This is a genomic window from Alcaligenes sp. WGS1538 (genome assembly GCF_043187505.1).
GTDB lineage: Bacteria > Pseudomonadota > Gammaproteobacteria > Burkholderiales > Burkholderiaceae_B > Alcaligenes.
Map to the genome: position 1 here is coordinate 138657 of NZ_CP171109.1, position 20485 is coordinate 159141.

Genomic DNA, 20485 nt, shown 5'->3' on the forward strand with positions numbered 1-20485 from the left:
CCATCATGAACATGATTGATTGCGCGCGCCGCCGCGGCCTGGAGAGTGCGCTGGCGCTGGCCGCCCTGCTGCTGGCCCTGCTGTGGCCCTGGGCGGGCGCGCAGGCCAAGCCCGAGCCCATTCCCCCCATCGCGGGCTGGGTGACGGACACCACCGGCACGCTGACCGCGGAGCAGAAGTCCCGCCTGGACCAGCAACTGAAGACGCTGGAGCAGGACAAGGGCGCGCAGGTGGTCATCCTGATGGTGCCCACCACGGGCGAGGAAACCATCGAGCAGTACGCGCTGCGCGTGTTCGACGTCTGGAAGATCGGCCGCAAGAAGGTGGACGACGGCATCCTGCTGCTGGTGGCCAAGGATGACAGACGCATGCGCATCCAGACCGGCTACGGCCTGGAAGGCGCCGTCACCGACCTGCAGTCCGGGCGCATCATCCGCGAACAGATGACGCCGCGCTTTCGCGAAGGCGACTTCTACGGCGGCATACAGGCGGCTGCCGACAGCCTGGTCGGGCTGGTGAACGGCGAGGACCTGCCGCCGCCGCCCAAGACGCCGCCGGTCACCTCTTCCGGCGAGGAAGGCGTGTTCTGGGAGCCCTTGCTGGCGGTGGGCGCCATCGTGTTCTTCGCCTCGCCCCTGTTCGCCGCTTTCGCGGCCGGGGTGTTCACGCTGGTGGTCTCGGGCAGCATAGCGCTGGCCCTGATCGCGGCCGTCGCGGGCGCCGTGCTCAGCATGATAGGGCGGCTGTTCGGGGCGGGCGGCAAGTCCAGCTCCGGCCGGGCCTCGCGGCGCGGCGGCGTCATCGGCGGCCTGGGCGGCTATGGCTCGGGCGGCGGTTTTGGCGGCGGAGGCGGCGGCGGTGGTTTCGGCGGCTTCGGCGGTGGTGGAGGCGGTGGCGGCGGCAGCAGCGGCGGAGGCGGCGCCTCCGGAAGCTGGTAGGCCGCCGGGGAGGAATCATGAGCAATACCTGGAAGAATCTGACGGGCTGGGCTTCGGTGGAAGGCCAGTGGCTGCGTCGCCGCCATTTCAACGCCGAAGTGCTGGCCCACCTGGCCGAGCAGATCCGCAAGAGCGAACAGAATCACAGCGGCGAGCTGGTGGTGGCCATCGAGGCCGTGCTGCCTTCCCACGAGGCCGACAGCGCCCAGCGCGCCCTGGAGGTTTTTGGACGCTTGCGCGTCTGGGATACGCCTCAGAACAGCGGCGTGCTGCTGTACCTGGCCCTGGACCAGCGCCGCATCCACATCATCGCCGACCGCGGCATCAAAGCCGAACCGGCCCAATGGGAACGGATCTGCCGGCAATTGCAGCAGGATCTGGCGGCTCGCGAGTACCTGTCCGGGCTGCTGACGGCGGTGGCCTCGATCGAACAGGTGCTGCAGCAGGGCGCGCCGGCACGCTCCGACGGCGCGGCGCCCGGCAATGCGCTGCCCGACGAGCCAGTGCTCCTGTAACGGGCGACGAGCGCCATGGACACGCCCGACTCCGCCGGCCGCTGGCAGCAGCAGACGCTGATCGAAGCCGTGCGCCTGCGCGAGACGCTCTGGGGGCCGGTCGACGATATCGCTGAATCGCGCCGCGCCCGGGCGGCCGGAGGCCCCTTCGCGCAGCGCGTCTGGCGGCGGGCCTTCGCCCTGGCCAGCCGCGACGGCCTGCTGCAGGCCTGGAAGCGGTGGTGGCAGGTCGCGCGCTGGCTGCTGGCCTTGATGGCGGTGCTGGCGATCGCGGCCGGCGCGGGCGCGGCCGCCGGCGCCCTGGGCGACGGCAGCCGTCCGGTCAATGTATTGCTGGCGCTGGGCGCCCTGCTGGGCCTGCATTTGCTGACGCTGCTGTTCTGGCTGCTCAGCCTGTTCTGGTCGGGCAAAGGCGCGGGCGGCGGCAGTTGGGCGGGAGACGCATGGCTGTGGCTCAGCCGGCGCATGGTCAAGGGCGAGGCGAGCCTGGTGCCGCGCGCCTTCGTCGCCGTGCTGGCGCGTCAGCGCAGCCAGCCTTGGCTGTTCGGCATGATCAGCCACGGATTGTGGATTCTGGCGCTGGGCTCGGCCCTGGGTTCGCTGCTGTTCCTTCTGGCTTCGCGCCGTTATCAGTTCAATTGGGAAACCACGCTCTTGACGCCCGACGCCTTCGTCTGGCTGACCGAGCGCATCGGCGCCCTGCCGTCCCTGCTGGGATTTGCCATGCCCGATGCGCAGACCATACGCATCAGCGACGGACTGCATGTGCTGGACGCCCAGGCTCAGGCGCAATGGTCGGGTTGGCTGTTGGGCGCCCTGGTGGTCTACGGGCTGGCGCCGCGCGTGCTGGCCTTGGGCTGGAGCCTTTGGCAGTGGGCGCGCCGCAGCGCTTCCCTGCGGCTGGACGACAGCCTGCCGGGCCTGGCGGAACTGCGGCCGCGCCTGATGCCGGCCAGCGAACACACCGGCGTGGACGTGCTGGCCTCGCCCGATACCGTGGCCCGGATCCAGGGCGCGGCCCAGGCCGACCTGCCGGCGGACGCCGTCTGCGTGGTGGGGTTGGAGCTGGCGCCCGAGCAGGCCTGGCCGCCGCCCTTCCTGCAGCCGGACATGCAGGACCTGGGCCGCGTGGATTCGCGCGCCGAGCGCCTGGCCATCCTGGGCCGGCTGCACGCCGCCATGCCGCGCCGCCTGCTGATGGTGTGCGAGGCGGGGCAGACGCCGGATCGCGGCATCGTCGCCACCCTGGTCGAATGGGCTCAACTGGCCCGTCAGGCCGATGTGATCCTGATCGACGGCGGCGCCGAGCCGACCAGCCAGGAACGCCGCCGCAGCTGGCATGAGCGCCTGGACGCCGCCGGCTTCGCGCCGGCGCAGATTCATGACCAATGGCCCCCGGCCGTGAAGGAGGAAACGCCATGAGTCAGGCGGCCTTGAGCCTGGCGGTGGTGGGACATACCAACACCGGCAAGACATCCTTGCTGCGCACCCTGACGCGCGACACGGGTTTCGGGCAAGTGCGCAACAGCCCGGGCACGACCCGGCACGTGGAAGGCGCGCGGCTGACCGTGGACGACGAGGCGCTGGTCGAGCTTTTCGACACCCCCGGCCTGGAGGACAGCATGGCTTTGCTGGACTTCATGGACCAGTTGAACAAGCCGGGCGAGCGCATCGACGGACCCGAGCGCATCCGCCGCTTCCTGGAGTCGCCTGCCGCGCAGGGGCGTTTCGAACAGGAAGCCCGCGTGCTGCGCAAGCTGCAGGCCTGCGACGCCGGCCTGTACGTGGTGGATGCGCGCGATCCGGTGCTGAGCAAGCACAAGGATGAACTTACCTTGCTGGCCTACAGCGGCCGGCCGCTGCTGCCCGTGCTGAACTTCGTGCGCAGTCCCCAGGCGCGCGTGCAGGAGTGGCGCGTCGCGCTGGCTCGTCTGGGCCTGCATGCGCTGGCCGAGTTCGATACCGTGGCGCCCGCGCTCGATGGCGAGGCGCTGCTCTACGAAAAGCTGGCCCTGCTGCTGGAAACCCATGCGGACGTGCTGCACCGCCTGAAGACGGACCTGGCCCGCCAGGCCGGACTGCGCCGCCGCGACGCCCTGCGCCTGCTGGCCGAGCTGCTGGTGGACGTGGCGGCCTGGCGCATCAGCAGCGAACCGGATCCGGAGTCCATGGAGCGGGCCGGCGGCCAATTGCGCGAACGCGTGGTGGAGCGCGAGGCCAAGAGCGTGCAGGCCCTGCTCAAGCGCTACAGCTTCAGCCGTCAGGACCTGGTGGCCGACCTGCTGCATTTCGATGGCGAGCGCTGGGGCATGGATCTGTTCGATCCGCAGGCCTTGAAGGAATTCGGGGTGCAGCTGGGCAAGGGCGTGGCGGCCGGCGCCGTGGCGGGCGCCACGCTGGACGCGTTCACCGGCGGACTGAGCCTGGGCGCCGGCATGGCGCTGGGCGCCCTGGCCGGCGGCTTGTGGCAGGGAGCGGACAAATGGGGCCGACGCCTGCTGGGCAAATTGCGCGGCGAAACCGAGCTGAGCGTGGACGACGCTGTCCTGCGCCTGCTGGCGGTGCGCCAATTGAGCCTGATCGCCGCCCTGGAGCGGCGCGGCCATGCCGCCCAGACGCCCATACGCCTGGGCGAGATCGATGCGGAGGATTTCGACCAGCCCCTGCAGCGCGAGCTGAACGCCTGGCGCGCCCAGGCCTTGCCGGAAGAACTGCGCCTGGCGCGCATCCATCCGCAATGGTCGGCCCTGCGGGACGACTATTCACCCGACGCCCGGCGCGAGGCCTGCGTGCGCCAGTTGGCCGAGCGTCTTCTGGGCGCGCGCGAGCGGCCCGCCGCGGCGCGGCCGCAATAGCGCTTTGCGCCCACGAAAAAACCGCCTGCACGCGGGTGTCAGGCGGTTCTTCTCTACTTGGTCAGGGAGCCTTGGTCAGGAGCGCTTGGCGATCAGTCCGTAGATGAACAAGACGATGATGGCGCCTACGATGGAGCCTATCCAGCCCGCTCCTTCGCCCGGCTGGTACCAGCCCAGCGCCTGTCCCAGGTAGCCGGCCACAAAGGCGCCCACGATACCCAGGATGGTGGTCAGGATCCAGCCCATCTTCTGGTCGCCGGGCATGATGGCCCGCGCCAGCAAACCCACAATAAAGCCAACAATGATCATGGAGATGATGCCCATCGCGCTACTCCTTGTCAGTTCGTTCGCCGGTCATGGGGTCAGACCGCTGCTCTATCTTAGGTTTGAAGTTTTCCGGCGTCCAGCGTTTGGGCTTGAGGACCGTGGTGAAAACGTCAGATTTTGTTAATGAGCGGCCCGCGCCGTCTGGCGTATAGTGTGTGCCATGAACATCCCCCTGCCCGTGCTGAACCTGAGCGACTGCGACCCGGCCCGCCCCCTGCGGGCCTTCATAGGCCTGTGGCCGGACCAGGCCGCCCGGCGCTACCTGCAAGAGCAGGCGCGGCGGGCGCACGGCATATATGGCGGGCGCATGATGCAGCCCGAGCATTTCCACCTGACGCTGGCTTTTCTGGGCAACAGTCCCGTGCCGGCCCTGCAGGCGCTGGCTGCGCAGTTGCCGGACTGGACCGCGCCCCAGGTGGCGTTCGAGCTGAGCGTGCAGGGCGTGTTCCAGAAGCCCAGGGTGGTCTGGGCCGGGCCGGACGACTCGCAGCGGCAGGCGCTGTCGGTTCTGCAGAGCTGGCACGAGGACATCTGGGCGCGCCTGCAGGCGCTGGGCTGGGAGCGCACGGAGCGGCGCTTCAGGCCGCATATCTCCCTGCTGCGCCATGCCCGCCTGGATGGCGTCGATACGCGGGAGCAGCCCTTGCCGCGCCAGAGCTTCGCGCCCGCCGGCGCGGGCCTGATCGTCTCCGTTCCGGAAAACGATCGCAGCCGGTATCACCTGGCGGCCTGCCTGGGGCGCGGTATGATGCGGGCTTGAACGCCAATAGAACAGGCCGGCTCACCGGCCGCAGACAAGGCTGGACATGAATATCCGGTTTCTGGAGACTTTTACCTGGATCGCCCGCCTGGGCAGTTTCCGGGCCGCCGCGAACAAGCAGCACCTGACCCAGGCGGCGGTATCGGGGCGCATCGCCGCCCTGGAGAGCGAACTGCAGCAGCAGTTGTTCGAGCGCGGCAACCGCGAGGTCCGCCTGACGCCCGCGGGACGCACCTTGATGCAGTACGCCGAACAGATCCTGGGCGTGGAGCAGGGCCTGCGGGAAGCCCTGGCGGGCCCGCGCAGCCTGCGCGGACGGGTGCGGCTGGGCGTGGTCGAATCCATTGTGCATACCTGGTTCAAGGCGCTGATACGCGAGCTGCACGCCTTGTACCCGGAGCTGGAGATCGAGCTGACGGCCGAGTCCACGCTGCGCCTGCACGATCTGCTCAAGCGCGGCATCATCGATGTGGCGCTGCAGACCGATCCCATCATGGGCGACGGCATTCGCAACCTGCCCATGGGTTCCATGCGCATGGGCTGGGTCTGCGTGGCCGGAGGCGTCATCCCCCCGCGCAGCAGCTTGCAGGAGCTGGTCCGGCGCTGGCCGGTGGTGACCTTTCCGCGCGGCTCGCAGCCGCACCTGGCGCTGGTGCAGCTGCTGGAGCAGCAGCACGTGGAGCGGGGCCATATCCACTATGTGTCCTCGATTGCCGCCAGCACGCAGTTGATCGACGCCCAGCCCTGCGTGGGGACGCTGCCCGTGGCCGCCGTGGGGGCGCAGATCGCCAGCGGCCATTACCAGGAAGTGGAGTGCGAGCATACGCTGCCGGACCTGCGCCTGGTGGCCAGCTGGCGTCCCGATCCCCTGACGCGCACCGCCGAGGCCGTGATCGGCGTCGCCCTGGATCGGATGCACCAGTTCGCCGCCGAGCATCCCAGCGACGCGACGCCGCCGCCCGACACGCGCGCCTTCGCCATCTGAGGCTTGAGGGTTTTCCCCCTGCGCGCCCTGGCGGCGTGCAGGGTCCGCGCGGCGGCAATCCAGGTGATATGCCGCTTTGTGGCAGTGATCGCTTTTTGCTATCGGAACGCGCCGAAAAAAACCGTTGGAGCCTGATCCTCAGCCGTTCCAGAATCTGCATCAGAGTGTATCCAGGATACGCACCAACGCATTGATTCCGGGAGGAGTTTGACGTGTCTGCCGTTTTACGTACCGATCGTGGCGCGCCGGGGGAGCTGTTCATCTGGACCGACATCGCGCCGGAGTTCGAAGACGACTTCAACCAGTGGTACGACCGCGAGCACATGGCCGAGCGCGCCGCCATCGAAGGCTTTGACTGGTCGCGCCGCTATGTGCGCCAGGGTGCGGGGCGCAAGTACCTGGCCGTGTACCGTACTCGATCGCTGGACGTGTTCACCAGCGCGCCCTACCGACAGGCCTTCGAGCATCAGACGCCCTGGTCCATCGCCAATTTCGGCCGCATGAGCAATACGCAGCGGCGCGTCATGGCCGTTTCGCTGCTGGGCGGCGAGGGCACGGGCGGCGTGCTGCTGCTGGCGCGCCTGTCCGGCGGGCCGGCGGCCCGGCAGGCGGCCGAGCGCAGCGCCGGCTGGCTGCGGGAGGTGGACGGCCTGCTGGCCCTGCGCGTGCTGACGCCCGATCCCGAGCTGTCCACGCCCCTGCCATCGGAGGATCCGGCCCGGCGCACGCTGGACGCCTACCTGCTGGCGGACCTGACCACGGTCGCGGGCGCCCGCGCGCTGGCCGAACGCCTGCAGCGCGAGTGCGGCCTGGCCGCGGACGATCTGTCCGAGTTTTCCTTGTTGTGGGATCTGCGTTCGGCGGATCTGAAGGCGGGCCGCGCCTGAGGCGGCCATCACGTCAATTCACGAGAGAGGCTTACACCATGATCAAAAAAATGCTTTCCGCGGCCTGCGTGCTGGCGCTGGCCGGCGCCGCCCAGGCGGCTACCAGCTGGAACATGTCCACCGAGCAGCCGGACGGTAATTTCCTGACCCAGAACGCCCGTGAATTCGCCGCCGACGTCAAGAAGGCCACCAACGGCGAGCTGAACATCAACGTGCAGTCCAACTCCGTCCTGCTCAAGCGCCCCGAGGTCAAGCGCGGCGTGCAGCAGGGCGTGGTGCAGGCCGGCGAGATGCTGGTGGCGGCCATCGGCAACGAAGATCCGCTGTTCGAAGTGGACAGCGTGCCCTTCCTGGCCTCGTCCTTCGACCAGTCCGAGAAGCTCTGGAAGGCCACGCGGCCCATGCTGGCCGAGCGCCTGGACAAGCAGGGCATCGTGCTGGTCTATGGATCGCCCTGGCCGCCCCAGGGCATCTACACCAAGCAGCCGGTCCAGCAGCTCTCCGACCTGCAGGGCGTGCGCTTTCGCGCCTACAGCCCCGCGACCAGCCGCCTGGCGTCCCTGATGGGCGCGGTGCCGACCACCGTGCAGACGCCCGAAGTGCCGCAGGCTTTTTCCACCGGCGTGATCGACGCCATGCTGACCTCGCCGGCGACCGGCGTGGACTCGCAGGCCTGGGACTACGTGAAGTACTACTACGACGCGCAGGTCTTCATCCCGCAGAGCTTCGTGATCGTCAACAAGCGCGTCTTCCAGCGCCTGCCCGAAGAGGCGCAGAAGGCCGTGCTGGAAGCGGGCCGGCGCGCCGAGGAGCGCGGCTGGGCCATGTCCCGCGAGCAGACCGCCAAGCTGACCCAGACCATGGCCGACAAGGGCATGGTGGTGGGCAAGCTGCCCGAGAAGCTGGCGGGCGAACTGCACAAGATCGGCGAGACCATGACGCAGGAGTGGCTGGCCAAGGCGGGCGCGGACGGCCAGAAGCTGCTCGACACCTATCGCCAACCTTGACGGGGCGCCGCCATGATCTGGTTGGAACGTTTGGCCAGGCTGTGCGGCGCGCTCGCCGCGCTCTTTCTCTGCCTGATCGGAGTGGTGGTGACGGCGCAGATCGTGGCGCGGCTGTTTTCCATGCAGATCCCGGCCTCGGACGACTTCGCGGCCTGGTGCATGTCGGCGTCCATCTTCCTGGCGCTGCCCTACGCCATGCTGCGCGGCGACCACATCCGCGTCTCGCTGCTGCTGCAGGTCATGCCGCAGCGCCTGCACCGTCCCTACGAAGTGCTGGCGACCCTGATCGGCCTGGCCCTGTCGGCCTGGTGTACCTGGGAGACCGCATTTTTCGTCTATGAATCCTTCCTCTACAAGGAAGTGTCGCAGGGCATGCTGGCCGTGCCGCTGTGGATTCCCCAGGTGGGCATGCCCATAGGCCTGGGGCTGCTGACCCTGATGCTGCTGCGGCGCCTGCTGCGCACCGTGCAGGGCCAGGAACTGGAGGCCACCGAACATGGCTGATCTATCGCAAGCAATCGTGCTTTTCGTGGCCCTGATCGCGCTGCTGGCGATGGGGGTGTGGGTGGCGCTGGTGCTGGTGGCCTGCGGCGTCCTGTCCATCGTGCTGTTCGCCGATGCGCCGGCCGGCATCATTTTCGCCACCAAGGCCTGGGACTCCTCGGCGAGCTGGGCCTTGACCGCCCTGCCGCTCTTCATCTGGATGGGCGAGATCCTGTACCGGACCCGGCTGGCGGAGGACATGTTCAGCGGCCTTGGGCCCTGGGTGCAGCGCCTGCCGGGCCGGCTGGTGCACGTCAACACGCTGGGCTGCGGCATCTTCGCCGCGGTCAGCGGCTCGTCGGCGGCGACGGCGGCCACCATAGGCCGCATCTCCCTGCCGGAGCTCAAGGCGCGCGGCTACGACGACAGCATCAGCATAGGCTCGCTGGCCGGCGCCGGCACGCTGGGCCTGCTGATCCCGCCGTCCATCGTGATGATCGTCTATGCCGTGGCCGCGCAAGTGTCCATCATCCGGCTGTTCGTGGCCGGCGTGCTGCCGGGCATCATGCTGATGTGCCTGTTCTCGGCCTATATCGCGTTCTGGTCGCTGCGCCATCCCGACCGCGTGCCGCCGGTCACCGAGCAGATCAGCCTGGGCGAGAAGATCCGCCGCCTGCGTCTGCTGCTGCCGGTGGTGCTGCTGATCGTGGCGGTCATCGGCTCGATCTACGGCGGCATTGCCACCGCGACCGAAGCGGCCGTGCTGGGCGTGATCGGTTCGCTGGTCATCGCCGCCTTCGGCCGCTCGCTGAACTGGGCCACCTTCTCGGCCAGCCTGCTGGGCGCGGCGCGCACCTCCTGCATGATCTCCTTCATCCTGATCGGCGCGGCCTATCTGACCAGCGCCATGAGCTTCACCGGCCTGCCCGCCAATCTGGCGGCCTGGATAGGCTCGCTGGGCCTGAGCCAGTATGCCCTGATCGCGGTGCTGACGGTGTTCTTCATCATCCTGGGCGCTTTCCTGGACGGCATCTCCATCGTGGTCCTGACCACCTCCGTGCTGCTGCCCGCGGTGCTGGCGGCCGGCATAGACCCGATCTGGTTCGGCATCTACCTGATCCTGACGGTGGAGATGGCGCAGATCACCCCGCCCATCGGCTTCAACCTGTTCGTGATCCAGGGCATCACCGGCCGCAATCTGTTCGAACTGGTGCGCATGGCCTTCCCCTTCTTCCTGGTGCTGGTGCTGGCCACGGTGATCGTGACGATATTCCCGCAGATCGTCATGGTCCTGCCCAACGCGATGTAAGGAGACGACATGCAGACGGCTTACGTGGCGCTGGGCGCGCAACGCTACCGGGTGGAGCGGAACTGGGCGCAGGCCGACCTGGGCAGCATCTGCAGCGTGGCGGTGCTGGCCGACGGGCGCATCGCCGCCCTGCTGCGCCGGCCCGCCTCGATCATCGTGCTGGAGCCCGAGGGGCGCCTGGCTGCGCAATGGCTGCTGGCGGATCTGCTGTGCCCTCATCACATCAGCGCCCGGCCGGGGGGCGGCGCGCTGGTGGCGGACCTGGACGGTCATCAGGTCCTGGCGTTGGACGGGAACGGGGGCGAGCAGTGGCGGCTGGGCGAGCCGGGCCGGCCGCGCTGGCAGGAGCCGTTCAATCATCCCACTCATGCGCTGGAGTGGCCGGACGGCGGCGTGTGGGTCAGCGACGGTTACGGCAATACCGTGGTGCACCGCTTCGATGCCGGACGCCGCTGGCTGGGCGCCATGGGCGAGCCCGGGGATGGCCCCTTGCAGTTCAGCACGCCGCACATGCTGGCGCGCGCGGCGGACGGCACGGTGCTGGTGGCCGACCGGGAGAATCATCGCGTCCAGCGCCTGGACGGCCAGGGCCGCTACCTGGGCGAGCTGCGTCCCGTGCACAAGCCCATGGCGGTGGCCGTCCTGCCGCAGGGCGATGTCCTGGTCAGCGACCAGACGGCCAGCCTGTCGCGTTTCTCGGCGCAGGACGGGCGACTGATCGGCCGTTGCCGCATCCAGGGCGTCTACGGGCATGGCCTGGCGGCCGGCGTCGACGGCTGCATCCATGTGGCCGAAATGCTGCCCGACTGCCTGACGCGATTGCGCCCGGACTGATCGCGCGCGCCGCGCGCCGCGGATGCGCAGCGGGCGATGTCAGGCGGGACCAATTCCGTTAGACTACGCCTCATGACGACATCCTCGCCAGCGTATCTCCGCTCCGAAGGCTCCGGCCGGCTTCAGTTGCTGGGCGACTGGACCTTGCGCCACTACGATGCCCTGCAGGTCAGCCTGAAGCAGGCGGCCGCCGCGCAGGTGCTCGACTTCAGCGGGCTCAAGACCCTGGATACCGCGGGCGCGCAGGTGTTGTGCGAATGGCTGGGCGCCGAGCGCATCGAGGCCGCCCTGGCCGGCGCGCAGGGGCTGTCCGAGGAACGCCGCCAATTGCTGCAGACCGTGGCCCGGGCGATGAGCCGCACCGAGACGCCCGCTCCGCCGCCGCGTCACTGGCTGCTCACCGACCTGCTCGAGCGCGTGGGCCTGTCCACGGAACGCTTCTTTCGCCAGGCGCGCGACCTGCTGGGCTTCATCGGGCTGACCCTGGAAACCCTGTTCTTCAATGTGCTGCGGCCCAGCCAGTGGCGCGTCACCTCCATCGTGGCGCAGCTGGAGGAAACCGCCTTCAACGCCGTGCCCATCGTGGCCCTGCTGACCTTTCTGGTCGGGGCGGTGATCGCCTTCCTGGGCGCGACCGTCCTGGCCGATTTCGGGGCCACGATCTACACCGTCAACCTGGTGGGCTTTTCCTTCCTGCGCGAATTCGCCGTGCTACTGACCGCCATCCTGATGGCGGGCCGCACCGCCAGCGCCTTCACGGCGCAGATCGGCTCCATGAAGGCCAACGAGGAAATCGACGCGCTGCGCGCCCAGGGGCTCAACCCCATGCTGATCCTGGTCATCCCGCGCGTGCTGGCCATGCTGCTGGCGCTGCCCATCCTGACCTTCATCGGCATGATGGCGGGCATCTTCGGCGGGGCCCTGGTGTGCGCGCTGACGCTGGACATCTCGCCCACCATGTTCCTGAACATCTTCAGCCAGGACATCGAGCTGCGGCATTTCATCCTGGGCATCGCCAAGGCCCCGGTGTTCGCCTTCCTGATCGCCGTCATCGGCTGCCAGGAGGGCTTCAAGGTCAGCGGCAGCGCCCAGTCCGTGGGCGAGCACACGACCTCCGCGGTGGTGCACTCCATCTTCATCGTGATCCTGATCGACGCCCTGGCCGCCCTGTTCTTCATGGAGATGGGATGGTAGAGGCGCAGCGCAAGCCCATCATCCAGGTGCGCGACCTGAGCAACCGCTTCGGCGACCACGTCGTGCACGAGCACCTGGACATGGACGTGTATCCGGGCGAGATCGTCGGGGTGGTGGGCGGCTCGGGCACCGGCAAGTCGGTGCTGCTGCGCTCCATCCTGGGCCTGCGCCCGCCCTCCGGCGGCACGGTGCGCATCTTCGACCAGGAGATCGGCGCGCTGTCCTCCGACGACCGCTCGCGCCTGGAGCGCCGCCTGGGCGTGCTCTTCCAGCAGGGCGCGCTGTTTTCCTCCCTGACCGTGGTGGAGAACGTCGCCATGCCGCTGATCGAGCACATCGGCCTGTCCCGGCCGCAGGCCGAGCATATCGCCGCCATGAAGATGGCGCTGGCGGGCCTGCCGGCCAATGCCGCCGGCAAGTATCCGTCCGAGCTGTCGGGCGGCATGATCAAGCGCGCCGCCCTGGCCCGCGCCCTGGCCCTGGATCCGGAAATCCTCTTCCTGGACGAGCCCACCGCCGGCCTGGACCCGATCGGCGCGGGAGATTTCGATCAGCTCATCCTGACCCTGCGCGACGCGCTGGGTCTGACCGTCTTTCTGGTCACGCACGACCTGGACACGCTCTACACCATCTGCGACCGGGTCGCCGTGCTGGCGGAAAAGCGCGTGCTGGTCAACGACACGCTCAGCCGTGTCGAACAAGTCGATAACGCCTGGATCCGGGAGTATTTCCAGGGTCCGCGGGGGAGGGCCGCCCAGCAGGCCCAAAGCCGACGTCAGGAGCATTCTTAATGGAACCTCGCGCCCATCATGTATTGATCGGGGTCTTTACGCTGCTGGTCGCCACGGCCGCGGTGCTGTTTTCACTCTGGCTGGCCAAGGCCGGCCGGGACGCCGAGACCCGCGACTACGAAATCGTCTTCCTGGAAGGCGTGCGGGGCCTGTCGCGCGGCAGCGCGGTGCAGTACAATGGCCTGCGCGTGGGCGAGGTGCGCTCGCTGCGGCTGGATCCCGATGACCTGCAGCGCGTGCGCGCCCGCATCACCATCCAGGCGGCCATCCCCATCCACGAAGACACCCGCGCCCGCCTGGCGCTGGCCGGCATCACCGGGCAGTCCGTCATCGAACTGAGCGGCGGCACGCCCAACAGCCCCTTGTTGCCGGCCACGGACGGCAAGCTGCCCGTGATCGTGGCCTCGCCCTCGCCTCTGGCCCAATTGATGGCGGGCGGCGAAGAGCTGATGAGCAAGATTTCCAGCCTGCTGGACAATGCCAACCATTTCCTGTCGGCCGAGAACTCCCAATCCATTTCCGCCAGCCTGCAGCAACTGGAGAAGCTGATGGGCCAGCTGTCGCAGGCCGGCGAAGGCGTGCCCGAGCTGATCGGCAAGCTGTCGGCCGCCAGCGAGCAGGCCGCCGCGCTGCTCAAGTCCACCCAGGGGCTGGTGGACCGTCAGGGCGCCCAGGCCATGAACGCCATCCAGAAATCCATGGACGATTTCAGCCGGGCCACGCAAAGCCTGGACAAGCTGGTGCGGGACAACGCGGCGGCCGTCGGGCGCGGCGCGCAGGGCCTGACCGAGATCGAGCCGACCCTGCGCGAGCTGCGCCAGGCCCTGGCGGGCCTGCGCGCGGTCACTTCCCGACTGGAGGACAACCCGGCCGGCTATCTGCTGGGCCGCGACAAACTACAGGAGTTCACGCCATGATTTCCGTTGTTGCGCGCCGTCTGGCGCTGGGCGCCATCCTGGGCGGCGCCGCCCTGCTGACGGCCTGCTCCGTGCTGCCCGCGCCCGAGTCGCTGACGTATTACCAGTTGCCCGCCGCCGCGCTGGCGGCCCAGCCGTCCGACCCGGCCCGTCAGGCGCTCATCCTGCAGGTGGACCGCCCCTATGCGGACCGCGCGCTGGCCAGCCCGCGCATCATCGTGCTGCCCGACGGCAACCAGCTCAGCGCCTACCAGGGCGTGCGCTGGAGCGACGATGCGCCCACCCTGCTGCGCAATCGCCTGGCCGGGGCCTTGCGCGACGCCGGGCAGTTCCGCGCCGTGGCGCTGGACAGCGACGCCCTGGTGGCCGATTGGGAGCTGAGCGGATCGCTGAATGCGTTCCAGGTGGCTTATGTGCAGGGCGCGCCGCGCGTGCGCATCCAGTTCGACGCCAATCTGCGCGACCAGCGCAACGGCGTCCTGCTGCAGACGCGGCGCTTCACGCTCGAAGAGCCCGTGGGCGGTACGGCGGTGCCGCAGGTCGTGCAGGCCTTCGGCCGGGCCGGCGACGCGCTGGCCCTGGAGATAAGCCAATGGCTGGGTTCGATTCCGGTCAGGACGGGGCTGCGTTGAGGCCATGTACGAGTCGCGCAATCAGCCCCTGATCAGTTGGCGGCGCTTCGTCCTGCGCCTGCTGGTGCACGCCGCGTTCGGCGTTCTTTTCGTGGCCCTTTCCTTGCTGCTGGGGGCACTGGGCCATGTCTGGCTGGAGGAGAACGTGCACTGGCACGATGCGGCCCTGAACGCCGCCATGATTGCGGGCGGCATCGGCCCCCTGATCCTGCCCGAGACCGTGGCCGGCAAGTTGTTCTTCGCGTTCTACGGGGCCTACGTCAGCCTGGTGCTGGCCGCCACGTTCGGCCTGATCATCGCCCCGGTCCTGCATCGGGTGCTGCACGCCTTCCACCTGGAAGACTGAGCCGGGTCCGGCTTGGAAGGCGCCGCCTCAGCATTGGGCGGCGTTTTCTTTTTCCAGGCGGGCGATCAGGGCGGGCAGTTCGTCCATGCGGCGGAAGGTCTGGCGCACGCCCGCCAGCCGCATTTCTTCTTCGCGTCCGGCCACGGGGCAGTAGCCCAGCACGGTGGCGCCGGCCGCCATGCCGGCCGTGGCGCCGGTGACGCTGTCCTCCACCACCACGCAGCGGGCCGGGTCCACGCCCAGTCCCCTCGCCGCTGCCAGGTAGACGTCCGGGTAGGGCTTGTTGCGCGCAGTCTCGGCGCCGCTGTAGACGTGGCTTCCGAAATAGTCGCTCAGGCCGGTCTGCCCCAGCTGCAGGGTGAGCTTGGCGCGGTCGGCGCCCGAGGCGCAGGCGATCATGCCGGGTTTCTCGCGCAGGATGGCTTCGATGGCCGCCTTGACGCCGGGGATGGGCATGACCTCGCCGGACAGGGCATGGTTGCGGCGCATCCGGAAGGCCATGACCCATTCCATGTCCAGGTCCTTGCCCGTCATCTCGCGCACCACGGGCAGCTCGTCCGGCAGGGCCTTGCCGATGAACCAGTCGTAGCACTGGTCGTAGCTCATCACCCAGCCTTCTTCCTCCAGCATGTCGCGCAGCACGCGGACCGTGATGGGTTCGCTGTCGACCAGCACGCCGTCGCAATCGAAGAGCACAGCGGAGAACGTCATGGGTGAAACCTTTGCATCCAGAAACCGGGGGAAGTATCAGATGATACAGCAGGAGGAGGGGCAAGCGTATTTCAGCAGCAAAAACAAGGGGCTGCAGGCAATGTTGCATATTTTCCTAAGTGAAAACCCCAAGTCTTAAATAATTGAGTATTCATATATTCATTTCTAAAATAAATGCTCATAAGAAATCTTTCTTCGGGGATATCCGTCATGATTACCAAAACGACTCGAGTGGCGGCAGCCCTGCTGCTGGCGATGGGGATGGCCGGCGCCCAGGCGGCTGAAGTCACGCTGAAGGCGGTGTCGGTCTTTACCATGGACACCTTCTTCACCAAGCGCTTCAAGCAGTTCGTGGACAAGGTCAACGCCGAGGGCAAGGGCCTGGTGCAGATCAACGTGATCGGCGGCCCGGAAGCGATTCCGCCGTTCGAAGTGGGCAACGCCCTGCGCGCCGGCGTGGTGGATTTCGCCAACACCACGGCCGTGTTCCACGCCAACCTGGTGCCCGAGGCGCTGGCCCTGACGCTGACGGAAAAGCCCATGAGCGAGCTGCGCCGGAACGGCGGCTACGAGTTGATGGACAAGATTCACCGCGAGAAGGCCAACATCACCTGGCTGGCCCGCACGACCGACGGCCTGCAGTACCACATCTACACCAACAAGCCCGTGACCTCGGCCGACCTGTCCGGCTTCAAGCTGCGCGGCGTGCCGGTCTACCTGGCGTTCTTCCGCGAGATCGGCGCCACGCCCCTGCAGATTCCGCCGGGCGAGGTCTACACCGCCCTGGAGCGCGGCGTGGTGGACGGCTATGGCTGGCCTTCGGTGGGCGTGATGGAAATGGGCTGGCATGAAAAGACCAAGTACCGCGTCGAGCCGGGCTTCTACAACGTGGAAGTGGGCTTTTTCATGAACCAGAAGAGCTGGGAAAAGCTGGACGACGAGCAGAAGGCCTTCATGCGCAAGCAGATCGAGTGGATGGAGTCCCAGAACGTCACCGAGCACCAGATGGCGATCGACGAGAAGGCGGCCACGGAAAAAGCCGGCGTGCAGCCCCTGGTGCTGGAGCCTGAAGTGGCGCGCGCCCTGCGCACCAAGGCCTACGAGGCCGGCTGGGCGGGCATCGACAAATCCAGCCCCAAGTATGCCGCGCAGCTGCGCGAGCTGTTCGGCGGCTACCAGCCCTGACGGAATCGTTTCAAGCGGCCTGAATGTGGACATTGCGCCCTGGGTGCAGTGTCCACTTTTTGATGGCGCACATCCGGCCGGCCCATTCCGGTCCTGTCATTCACCTTGTTCTGCGGAGAAGACGACATGTCTGCTGCAACCTCTCCGGAAGGCGCGCCTTCCAATCCGGCGTGGGGCCGTCCCTACGCGCTTCTGATGCATGCCTGCGGCGCCGTGGCGGCCCTGACCTTCGGGCTGATGAGCCTGCTGGTCTGCGCCGACGTGGTGCTGCGCAACCTGGGCTATGACGTGCTCTCCACCAGCGTGGAGATCACCGAGTACATGCTTATCATCGCCACCTTCGTGGCAGCGCCCTGGGTGCTGTACCTGGGCGGGCACATCCGCATCGACGTGCTGTTCAACACCTTGCCCCAGGGGGCGCAGCGCGCTCTGGACCTGGTCTCCAATCTGCTGGGCCTGGCGGTCAGCGCCGTGCTGGCCTGGCAATGCGCGGCCGTGGCGCTGGACGCTCATGAACAGGGCGCCATGGTGTTCAAGGCGCTGGTGTTTCCGGAGTGGTGGCTGAACCTGCCGCTGCTGTTCGGCGCGGCCATGCTGGCGCTGGAGTTCCTGCGCCGCCTGCTGTCTACCCCCGCCACGCAAGGAGCCTGATCATGGAATGGCAAATGGCATTGATCCTGATGCTGGGATCGCTTTTCCTGCTGATGGCCATCGGCACGCCGGTGGTGTTCGCCTTCCTGTCGGTCAATCTGCTGGGCGCCTGGCTGTTCCTGGGCGAGGCCGCCGGCCTGGCCCAGTGGGCGCGCAACACGACCGCGTCGATAGGCAGCTTCTCGCTGACGCCCATCCCCTTGTTCGTGCTGATGGGCGAGGTGCTTTTCCATACGGGTCTGGCCTTCAAGGCCATTGATTCGATCGAGCGCATGATCTCGCGCGTGCCCGGCAAGCTGTCCATCGTCAGCATCCTGGGCGGCACGACCTTCGCCACGCTGTCGGGCTCGTCCATCGCCAATACCGCCATGATGGGCGGGGTGATGCTGCCCGAGATGCTGCGCCGCGGCTACCACCCCACCATGGCCATGGGGCCCATCATGGCGGTGGGCGGCATCGCCATGCTGATCCCGCCGTCGGCCCTGGCCGTGATGCTGGGCAGCCTGGCCGGCATCTCCATCGAGCGCCTGCTGATCGGCGGCATCCTGCCCGGCATGCTGATGGCTCTGGGCTTCCTGGCCTACGTGGTGGTGCGCAGCCGCCTGCGTCCGCAGGACGCGCCCATGAGCGAAGATGATGCGCAGACGCGCCTGAAGGGCTGGGCGCTGTGGAAGCCTTTCGTGCTGAACGTGGTGCCGCTGCTGGGCATCTTCGTCGCCGTGGTCGGCTCCATGCTGGCCGGCTGGGCTTCGCCCACGGAATCGGCCGCCATCGGCGTGCTGGCCTCCGTGCTGGCCACCATCGCCTACCGCGCCTTGACCATGAAGGCGCTGTGGAAGAGCCTGATCGAGACCGCCAAGGTGTCCGTGGTGATCCTGTTCATCCTGGCCGCCTCCACGACTTTTGCGCAACTGCTGAGCTTCTCGGGCGCCAGTGCGGGTTTCCTGGGCATGATCAAGGACTACAACCTCTCGCCCTTCGTGCTGGTGGTCTGCATGTTGCTGGTGCTGCTGGTGATGGGCATGGTGCTGGACCAGATCTCCATGATGATGATCGCGCTGCCTTTCTTCATGCCCCTGGCCCTGGCCGCCGGCGTGGACACGGTCTGGCTGGGCGTGATGATCCTGATCGCGCTGGAGATCGGCCTGTTGACTCCGCCCTTCGGCCTGCTGCTGATCGTGATGCAAAGCGTGGCTCCACCCTCCATCCGCCTGCCGCAGATCTACAGCGCGGCCGTGCCCTTCCTGGTCATCGAGATCGGCGTGCTGGCCCTGGTGCTGTTCATCCCCTGGATCGCCCTGGGCCTGCCCGGCCTGATCGGGTGATGCGACTGCCGGACGCCCGGTCTCCGGGCGTCCGCAGTTCGCTGGAAAGCGGAAAGGCCTCCCTTCGGGGAGGCTTTTTTGCTTTATGGCAGGGGATGCGGGCGCGGCACGCCATTTAGTTGAAGCAGGGAATGGCGTGGTTTTCTTGAATAGCCCCTGTCCCTGCAGCCGGCCTGCGGCGAGGGCCCTGACTCGCCCGCGGCCAGGGCACCTGTGCGCAGCACCGGCAAGCCGTCAGCCCAGGCTGGCCCCTCAGGCTCCTGGACGGCGTCTTCACAAAGCCCATCCCTGGCAATCGAACAGCTCGCTTGTCGGAGTTTTGCATCAAGCCATATTCCATCTGCCTGGGAAAAGCGGATTTATCCCTGCACAGGCTCCGCATGAATCCCGCCCTCCCGCATCACCAGCCGCACGGTGTCGCCGCGCTGGATGTGGGTGTCGTGCAGGCGGGCGATCAGCATGGGACCGGCCGCGCTGGCGATGGTGGCCAGCAGCAATATGTCGGCCTGGCCCTCGGGGCCGCGCTGCAGGCTGTGGGTCAGCTCCTGCACCGTGCCCGAATCGCAGGGCTCGGGCTGGAAGTCGGCGCCGTGGCAGCGCGGGCACAGGTGGCGGGCGGGAAAAACGCGATGTTCGCAGCCCAGGCAGCGGAAAACAGTGGGACTCATGACAAGGACTCCAGGATCAGGGCGGTGGAACACATGCCGTAGCGGTACTCGACCATGCCGTAGCCGGTCACCAGGCCGAAGCGGGCCTGCGGCACCTGGCGCTCGCCCGCCTGGCCGCCCAGCTGGCGCATGACCTCCACCAGGCCGTGCAGGCTGCAGGCCGCTCCCGCCTGGCCGGCCGACAATTGGCCGCCGGACGTGTTCAGGGCCAGGCGGCCGGCGGCGATGTCCTCATGGATGAAGCGCTTGGCGTCCTGCGCCTGGAAAAAGCCCAGGTCCTGCAATTGCGCCAGCACCATCACCGGGTAGTCGTCGTAGATGCTGACCACGTCCATGTCCGCCGGGCTCAGGCCGCTTTGCGGCCACAGGTCCGGCGCCAGGCGCGCCAGGCCCGTGCTCAGGCCGTCGCCCTGCTGGTCGTCGATATTGTGCAGGCCGCGCAGCGCGCGCACCGTGATGGCGGGCCGCCCTTGCGCGGCCGGATGATCCTGGCGCGTCACGATGAGGGCGTTGGCGCCGTCCACCACGGGCACGCAGTCCAGCCGGCCCAGCGGCCAGGACACGTCCGGCGCGTTCAGGTAGTCGTCCAGGCTCATGGGCGAGCGGTAGACGGCTTGCGGATTCAGCGCCGCCCACTGGCGCTGGCGCATGACCAGGGCGCCGTAGTCGGCGCGCTCCAGGCCAAGCGCGCGCATCTGCGCGGCCGTGAGCATGGCGAACACCTGGTTGGGGCTGCCCGCGCCCAGCGGGCGCAGGTGGTCGCGCGTGGTCTGGTTGTAGTTCTCCACCAGGCGGCGGAAGTCCTCGGGCTCGAAGTGGTCGCCGGCCACGATGGCGATGGCGCGGGCGTCGCCCGCCTGCACCGCGCGCATGGCGTGCTGCAGGATGTTCAGGCCGCTGGCCCCGCCATTGCTGTCGTCCATGATCCAGCGCGGCTGCAGGCCCAGCTTCCAGGCCAGGTCTATGGCCCGGTCCGGGCCGTGCGTGAAGGAAGCCACGCCCAGTCCGTCTATGTCGCTGGCGCGCAGGCCGGCTTCCTCGAGCGCCTGGCGGAAAGCCAGGGCCAGCAGCTCGGACGTGCTGCGCTGGCCGCGCCGCGTGTAGCCGACTTCCGTGGCGCCCAGCAGGCGCACATTGCCCAGATCGAATTGGCTTGTCATGCAGG

Annotated in this window: 24 protein-coding genes; 20 read left to right on the forward strand and 4 right to left on the reverse strand. The window is 68.0% G+C overall.

The window, feature by feature from the left end:
* Nucleotides 1–5: 5 nt before the first annotated feature.
* The 4 genes from ACF3ND_RS00615 to ACF3ND_RS00630 are packed head-to-tail and all read left to right on the forward strand — an operon-like array spanning nt 6 to nt 4308.
* Nucleotides 6–938, forward strand: coding sequence for a TPM domain-containing protein (locus ACF3ND_RS00615; protein WP_394063255.1), 933 nt, complete (start codon nt 6–8; stop codon nt 936–938).
* A gap of 17 nt (nt 939–955) precedes the next feature.
* The gene (locus ACF3ND_RS00620) at nt 956–1453 is read left to right on the forward strand and encodes a TPM domain-containing protein (RefSeq protein WP_394063257.1); all 498 of its coding nucleotides are present in this window, start codon (nt 956–958) and stop codon (nt 1451–1453) included.
* A 15-nt stretch (nt 1454–1468) separates the two neighbouring features.
* Nucleotides 1469–2875, forward strand: coding sequence for a DUF2868 domain-containing protein (locus ACF3ND_RS00625; RefSeq protein WP_394063259.1), 1407 nt, complete (start codon nt 1469–1471; stop codon nt 2873–2875).
* Entirely contained in the window at nt 2872–4308 is a 1437-nt protein-coding gene (locus tag ACF3ND_RS00630; protein WP_394063261.1) for a DUF3482 domain-containing protein, read from the forward strand. The genes ACF3ND_RS00625 and ACF3ND_RS00630 overlap by 4 nt, the downstream gene beginning before the upstream one ends.
* A gap of 75 nt (nt 4309–4383) precedes the next feature.
* On the opposite strand, the gene ACF3ND_RS00635 is transcribed toward ACF3ND_RS00630, so the two are convergent.
* Nucleotides 4384–4632: a GlsB/YeaQ/YmgE family stress response membrane protein gene (locus ACF3ND_RS00635; protein WP_394063263.1), complete on the reverse strand. Its 249-nt coding sequence runs from the start codon at nt 4630–4632 to the stop codon at nt 4384–4386.
* Between the two features lie 163 nt (nt 4633–4795).
* On the opposite strand from ACF3ND_RS00635, the gene thpR reads away from it, so the two are divergent.
* The 12 genes from thpR (at nt 4796) to ACF3ND_RS00695 (ending at nt 14780) form a co-directional block, all read left to right on the forward strand.
* Nucleotides 4796–5395, forward strand: a complete 600-nt coding sequence (thpR, locus tag ACF3ND_RS00640; protein WP_394063265.1) for an RNA 2',3'-cyclic phosphodiesterase — start codon at nt 4796–4798, stop codon at nt 5393–5395.
* A gap of 46 nt (nt 5396–5441) precedes the next feature.
* Nucleotides 5442–6380: a LysR family transcriptional regulator gene (locus ACF3ND_RS00645; RefSeq protein ID WP_394063267.1), complete on the forward strand. Its 939-nt coding sequence runs from the start codon at nt 5442–5444 to the stop codon at nt 6378–6380.
* A 212-nt stretch (nt 6381–6592) separates the two neighbouring features.
* A complete protein-coding gene (locus ACF3ND_RS00650) occupies nt 6593–7267 on the forward strand; it encodes a hypothetical protein (RefSeq protein ID WP_394063269.1) in 675 nt (224 codons plus the stop codon).
* Between the two features lie 38 nt (nt 7268–7305).
* Nucleotides 7306–8274, forward strand: coding sequence for a TRAP transporter substrate-binding protein (locus ACF3ND_RS00655; RefSeq protein ID WP_394063271.1), 969 nt, complete (start codon nt 7306–7308; stop codon nt 8272–8274).
* Nucleotides 8275–8286: 12 nt separating this feature from the next.
* Nucleotides 8287–8778, forward strand: a complete 492-nt coding sequence (locus ACF3ND_RS00660) for a TRAP transporter small permease (protein WP_394063273.1) — start codon at nt 8287–8289, stop codon at nt 8776–8778.
* Nucleotides 8771–10066 (forward strand): TRAP transporter large permease, encoded by a 1296-nt coding sequence (locus tag ACF3ND_RS00665; protein WP_394063275.1) that lies wholly within the window; start codon nt 8771–8773, stop codon nt 10064–10066. Before ACF3ND_RS00660 ends, ACF3ND_RS00665 begins: the two co-directional genes overlap by 8 nt.
* Before the next feature lie 9 nt (nt 10067–10075).
* Entirely contained in the window at nt 10076–10900 is an 825-nt protein-coding gene (locus tag ACF3ND_RS00670) for a peptidylglycine monooxygenase (protein ID WP_394063277.1), read from the forward strand.
* A gap of 72 nt (nt 10901–10972) precedes the next feature.
* Nucleotides 10973–12094 (forward strand): MlaE family lipid ABC transporter permease subunit, encoded by a 1122-nt coding sequence (locus ACF3ND_RS00675; RefSeq protein ID WP_394063279.1) that lies wholly within the window; start codon nt 10973–10975, stop codon nt 12092–12094.
* A complete protein-coding gene (locus ACF3ND_RS00680; RefSeq protein WP_394063281.1) occupies nt 12088–12885 on the forward strand; it encodes an ABC transporter ATP-binding protein in 798 nt (265 codons plus the stop codon). Before ACF3ND_RS00675 ends, ACF3ND_RS00680 begins: the two co-directional genes overlap by 7 nt.
* Nucleotides 12885–13802 carry an MlaD family protein gene (locus ACF3ND_RS00685; RefSeq protein ID WP_394063283.1) on the forward strand — a complete coding sequence of 306 codons (918 nt, stop codon included), beginning with the start codon at nt 12885–12887 and terminating at the stop codon, nt 13800–13802. The genes ACF3ND_RS00680 and ACF3ND_RS00685 overlap by 1 nt, the downstream gene beginning before the upstream one ends.
* Complete coding sequence (locus ACF3ND_RS00690) at nt 13799–14434, forward strand: ABC-type transport auxiliary lipoprotein family protein (RefSeq protein WP_394063284.1); 636 nt, start codon at nt 13799–13801, stop codon at nt 14432–14434. The genes ACF3ND_RS00685 and ACF3ND_RS00690 overlap by 4 nt, the downstream gene beginning before the upstream one ends.
* Before the next feature lie 4 nt (nt 14435–14438).
* Entirely contained in the window at nt 14439–14780 is a 342-nt protein-coding gene (locus ACF3ND_RS00695) for a hypothetical protein (protein ID WP_394063286.1), read from the forward strand.
* 27 nt (nt 14781–14807) lie between these two features.
* Here ACF3ND_RS00695 and ACF3ND_RS00700 read toward each other — a convergent pair whose 3' ends face one another.
* Nucleotides 14808–15491, reverse strand: a complete 684-nt coding sequence (locus ACF3ND_RS00700) for an HAD family hydrolase (protein WP_394063288.1) — start codon at nt 15489–15491, stop codon at nt 14808–14810.
* Here ACF3ND_RS00700 and ACF3ND_RS00705 point away from each other — a divergent pair.
* From ACF3ND_RS00705 to ACF3ND_RS00720, 4 genes are all read left to right on the forward strand, one after another.
* Nucleotides 15490–15630, forward strand: coding sequence for a hypothetical protein (locus ACF3ND_RS00705; RefSeq protein WP_394063290.1), 141 nt, complete (start codon nt 15490–15492; stop codon nt 15628–15630). The two genes, ACF3ND_RS00700 and ACF3ND_RS00705, sit on opposite strands and share 2 nt — an antisense overlap.
* A 71-nt stretch (nt 15631–15701) precedes the next feature.
* Entirely contained in the window at nt 15702–16676 is a 975-nt protein-coding gene (dctP, locus tag ACF3ND_RS00710) for a TRAP transporter substrate-binding protein DctP (protein WP_394063292.1), read from the forward strand.
* 126 nt (nt 16677–16802) lie between these two features.
* Nucleotides 16803–17327, forward strand: coding sequence for a TRAP transporter small permease (locus tag ACF3ND_RS00715; protein ID WP_394063294.1), 525 nt, complete (start codon nt 16803–16805; stop codon nt 17325–17327).
* 2 nt (nt 17328–17329) lie between these two features.
* Nucleotides 17330–18652, forward strand: coding sequence for a TRAP transporter large permease subunit (locus tag ACF3ND_RS00720; RefSeq protein ID WP_394063296.1), 1323 nt, complete (start codon nt 17330–17332; stop codon nt 18650–18652).
* 359 nt (nt 18653–19011) lie between these two features.
* Here the strand turns inward: ACF3ND_RS00720 and ACF3ND_RS00725 are convergent, their stop codons facing one another.
* Nucleotides 19012–19320 (reverse strand): zinc ribbon domain-containing protein, encoded by a 309-nt coding sequence (locus tag ACF3ND_RS00725; protein WP_394063298.1) that lies wholly within the window; start codon nt 19318–19320, stop codon nt 19012–19014.
* Nucleotides 19317–20480, reverse strand: a complete 1164-nt coding sequence (locus ACF3ND_RS00730; protein WP_394063300.1) for a thiolase family protein — start codon at nt 20478–20480, stop codon at nt 19317–19319. The genes ACF3ND_RS00725 and ACF3ND_RS00730 overlap by 4 nt, the downstream gene beginning before the upstream one ends.
* Nucleotides 20481–20485: the final 5 nt, after the last annotated feature.

Coding starts and splice junctions, on each gene's coding strand:
- ACF3ND_RS00695 (WP_394063286.1), top strand. CDS start 14,439: ATGTACGAGTCGCGCAATCAGCCCCTGATCAGTTGGCGGCGCTTCGTC.
- ACF3ND_RS00705 (WP_394063290.1), top strand. CDS start 15,490: ATGGGTGAAACCTTTGCATCCAGAAACCGGGGGAAGTATCAGATGATA.
- ACF3ND_RS00670 (WP_394063277.1), top strand. CDS start 10,076: ATGCAGACGGCTTACGTGGCGCTGGGCGCGCAACGCTACCGGGTGGAG.
- dctP (WP_394063292.1), top strand. CDS start 15,702: ATGATTACCAAAACGACTCGAGTGGCGGCAGCCCTGCTGCTGGCGATG.
- ACF3ND_RS00715 (WP_394063294.1), top strand. CDS start 16,803: ATGTCTGCTGCAACCTCTCCGGAAGGCGCGCCTTCCAATCCGGCGTGG.
- ACF3ND_RS00630 (WP_394063261.1), top strand. CDS start 2,872: ATGAGTCAGGCGGCCTTGAGCCTGGCGGTGGTGGGACATACCAACACC.
- thpR (WP_394063265.1), top strand. CDS start 4,796: ATGAACATCCCCCTGCCCGTGCTGAACCTGAGCGACTGCGACCCGGCC.
- ACF3ND_RS00700 (WP_394063288.1), bottom strand. CDS start 15,491: ATGACGTTCTCCGCTGTGCTCTTCGATTGCGACGGCGTGCTGGTCGAC.
- ACF3ND_RS00645 (WP_394063267.1), top strand. CDS start 5,442: ATGAATATCCGGTTTCTGGAGACTTTTACCTGGATCGCCCGCCTGGGC.
- ACF3ND_RS00725 (WP_394063298.1), bottom strand. CDS start 19,320: ATGAGTCCCACTGTTTTCCGCTGCCTGGGCTGCGAACATCGCGTTTTT.
- ACF3ND_RS00685 (WP_394063283.1), top strand. CDS start 12,885: ATGGAACCTCGCGCCCATCATGTATTGATCGGGGTCTTTACGCTGCTG.
- ACF3ND_RS00675 (WP_394063279.1), top strand. CDS start 10,973: ATGACGACATCCTCGCCAGCGTATCTCCGCTCCGAAGGCTCCGGCCGG.
- ACF3ND_RS00620 (WP_394063257.1), top strand. CDS start 956: ATGAGCAATACCTGGAAGAATCTGACGGGCTGGGCTTCGGTGGAAGGC.
- ACF3ND_RS00730 (WP_394063300.1), bottom strand. CDS start 20,480: ATGACAAGCCAATTCGATCTGGGCAATGTGCGCCTGCTGGGCGCCACG.
- ACF3ND_RS00635 (WP_394063263.1), bottom strand. CDS start 4,632: ATGGGCATCATCTCCATGATCATTGTTGGCTTTATTGTGGGTTTGCTG.
- ACF3ND_RS00690 (WP_394063284.1), top strand. CDS start 13,799: ATGATTTCCGTTGTTGCGCGCCGTCTGGCGCTGGGCGCCATCCTGGGC.
- ACF3ND_RS00680 (WP_394063281.1), top strand. CDS start 12,088: ATGGTAGAGGCGCAGCGCAAGCCCATCATCCAGGTGCGCGACCTGAGC.
- ACF3ND_RS00615 (WP_394063255.1), top strand. CDS start 6: ATGAACATGATTGATTGCGCGCGCCGCCGCGGCCTGGAGAGTGCGCTG.
- ACF3ND_RS00720 (WP_394063296.1), top strand. CDS start 17,330: ATGGAATGGCAAATGGCATTGATCCTGATGCTGGGATCGCTTTTCCTG.
- ACF3ND_RS00665 (WP_394063275.1), top strand. CDS start 8,771: ATGGCTGATCTATCGCAAGCAATCGTGCTTTTCGTGGCCCTGATCGCG.
- ACF3ND_RS00660 (WP_394063273.1), top strand. CDS start 8,287: ATGATCTGGTTGGAACGTTTGGCCAGGCTGTGCGGCGCGCTCGCCGCG.
- ACF3ND_RS00625 (WP_394063259.1), top strand. CDS start 1,469: ATGGACACGCCCGACTCCGCCGGCCGCTGGCAGCAGCAGACGCTGATC.
- ACF3ND_RS00655 (WP_394063271.1), top strand. CDS start 7,306: ATGATCAAAAAAATGCTTTCCGCGGCCTGCGTGCTGGCGCTGGCCGGC.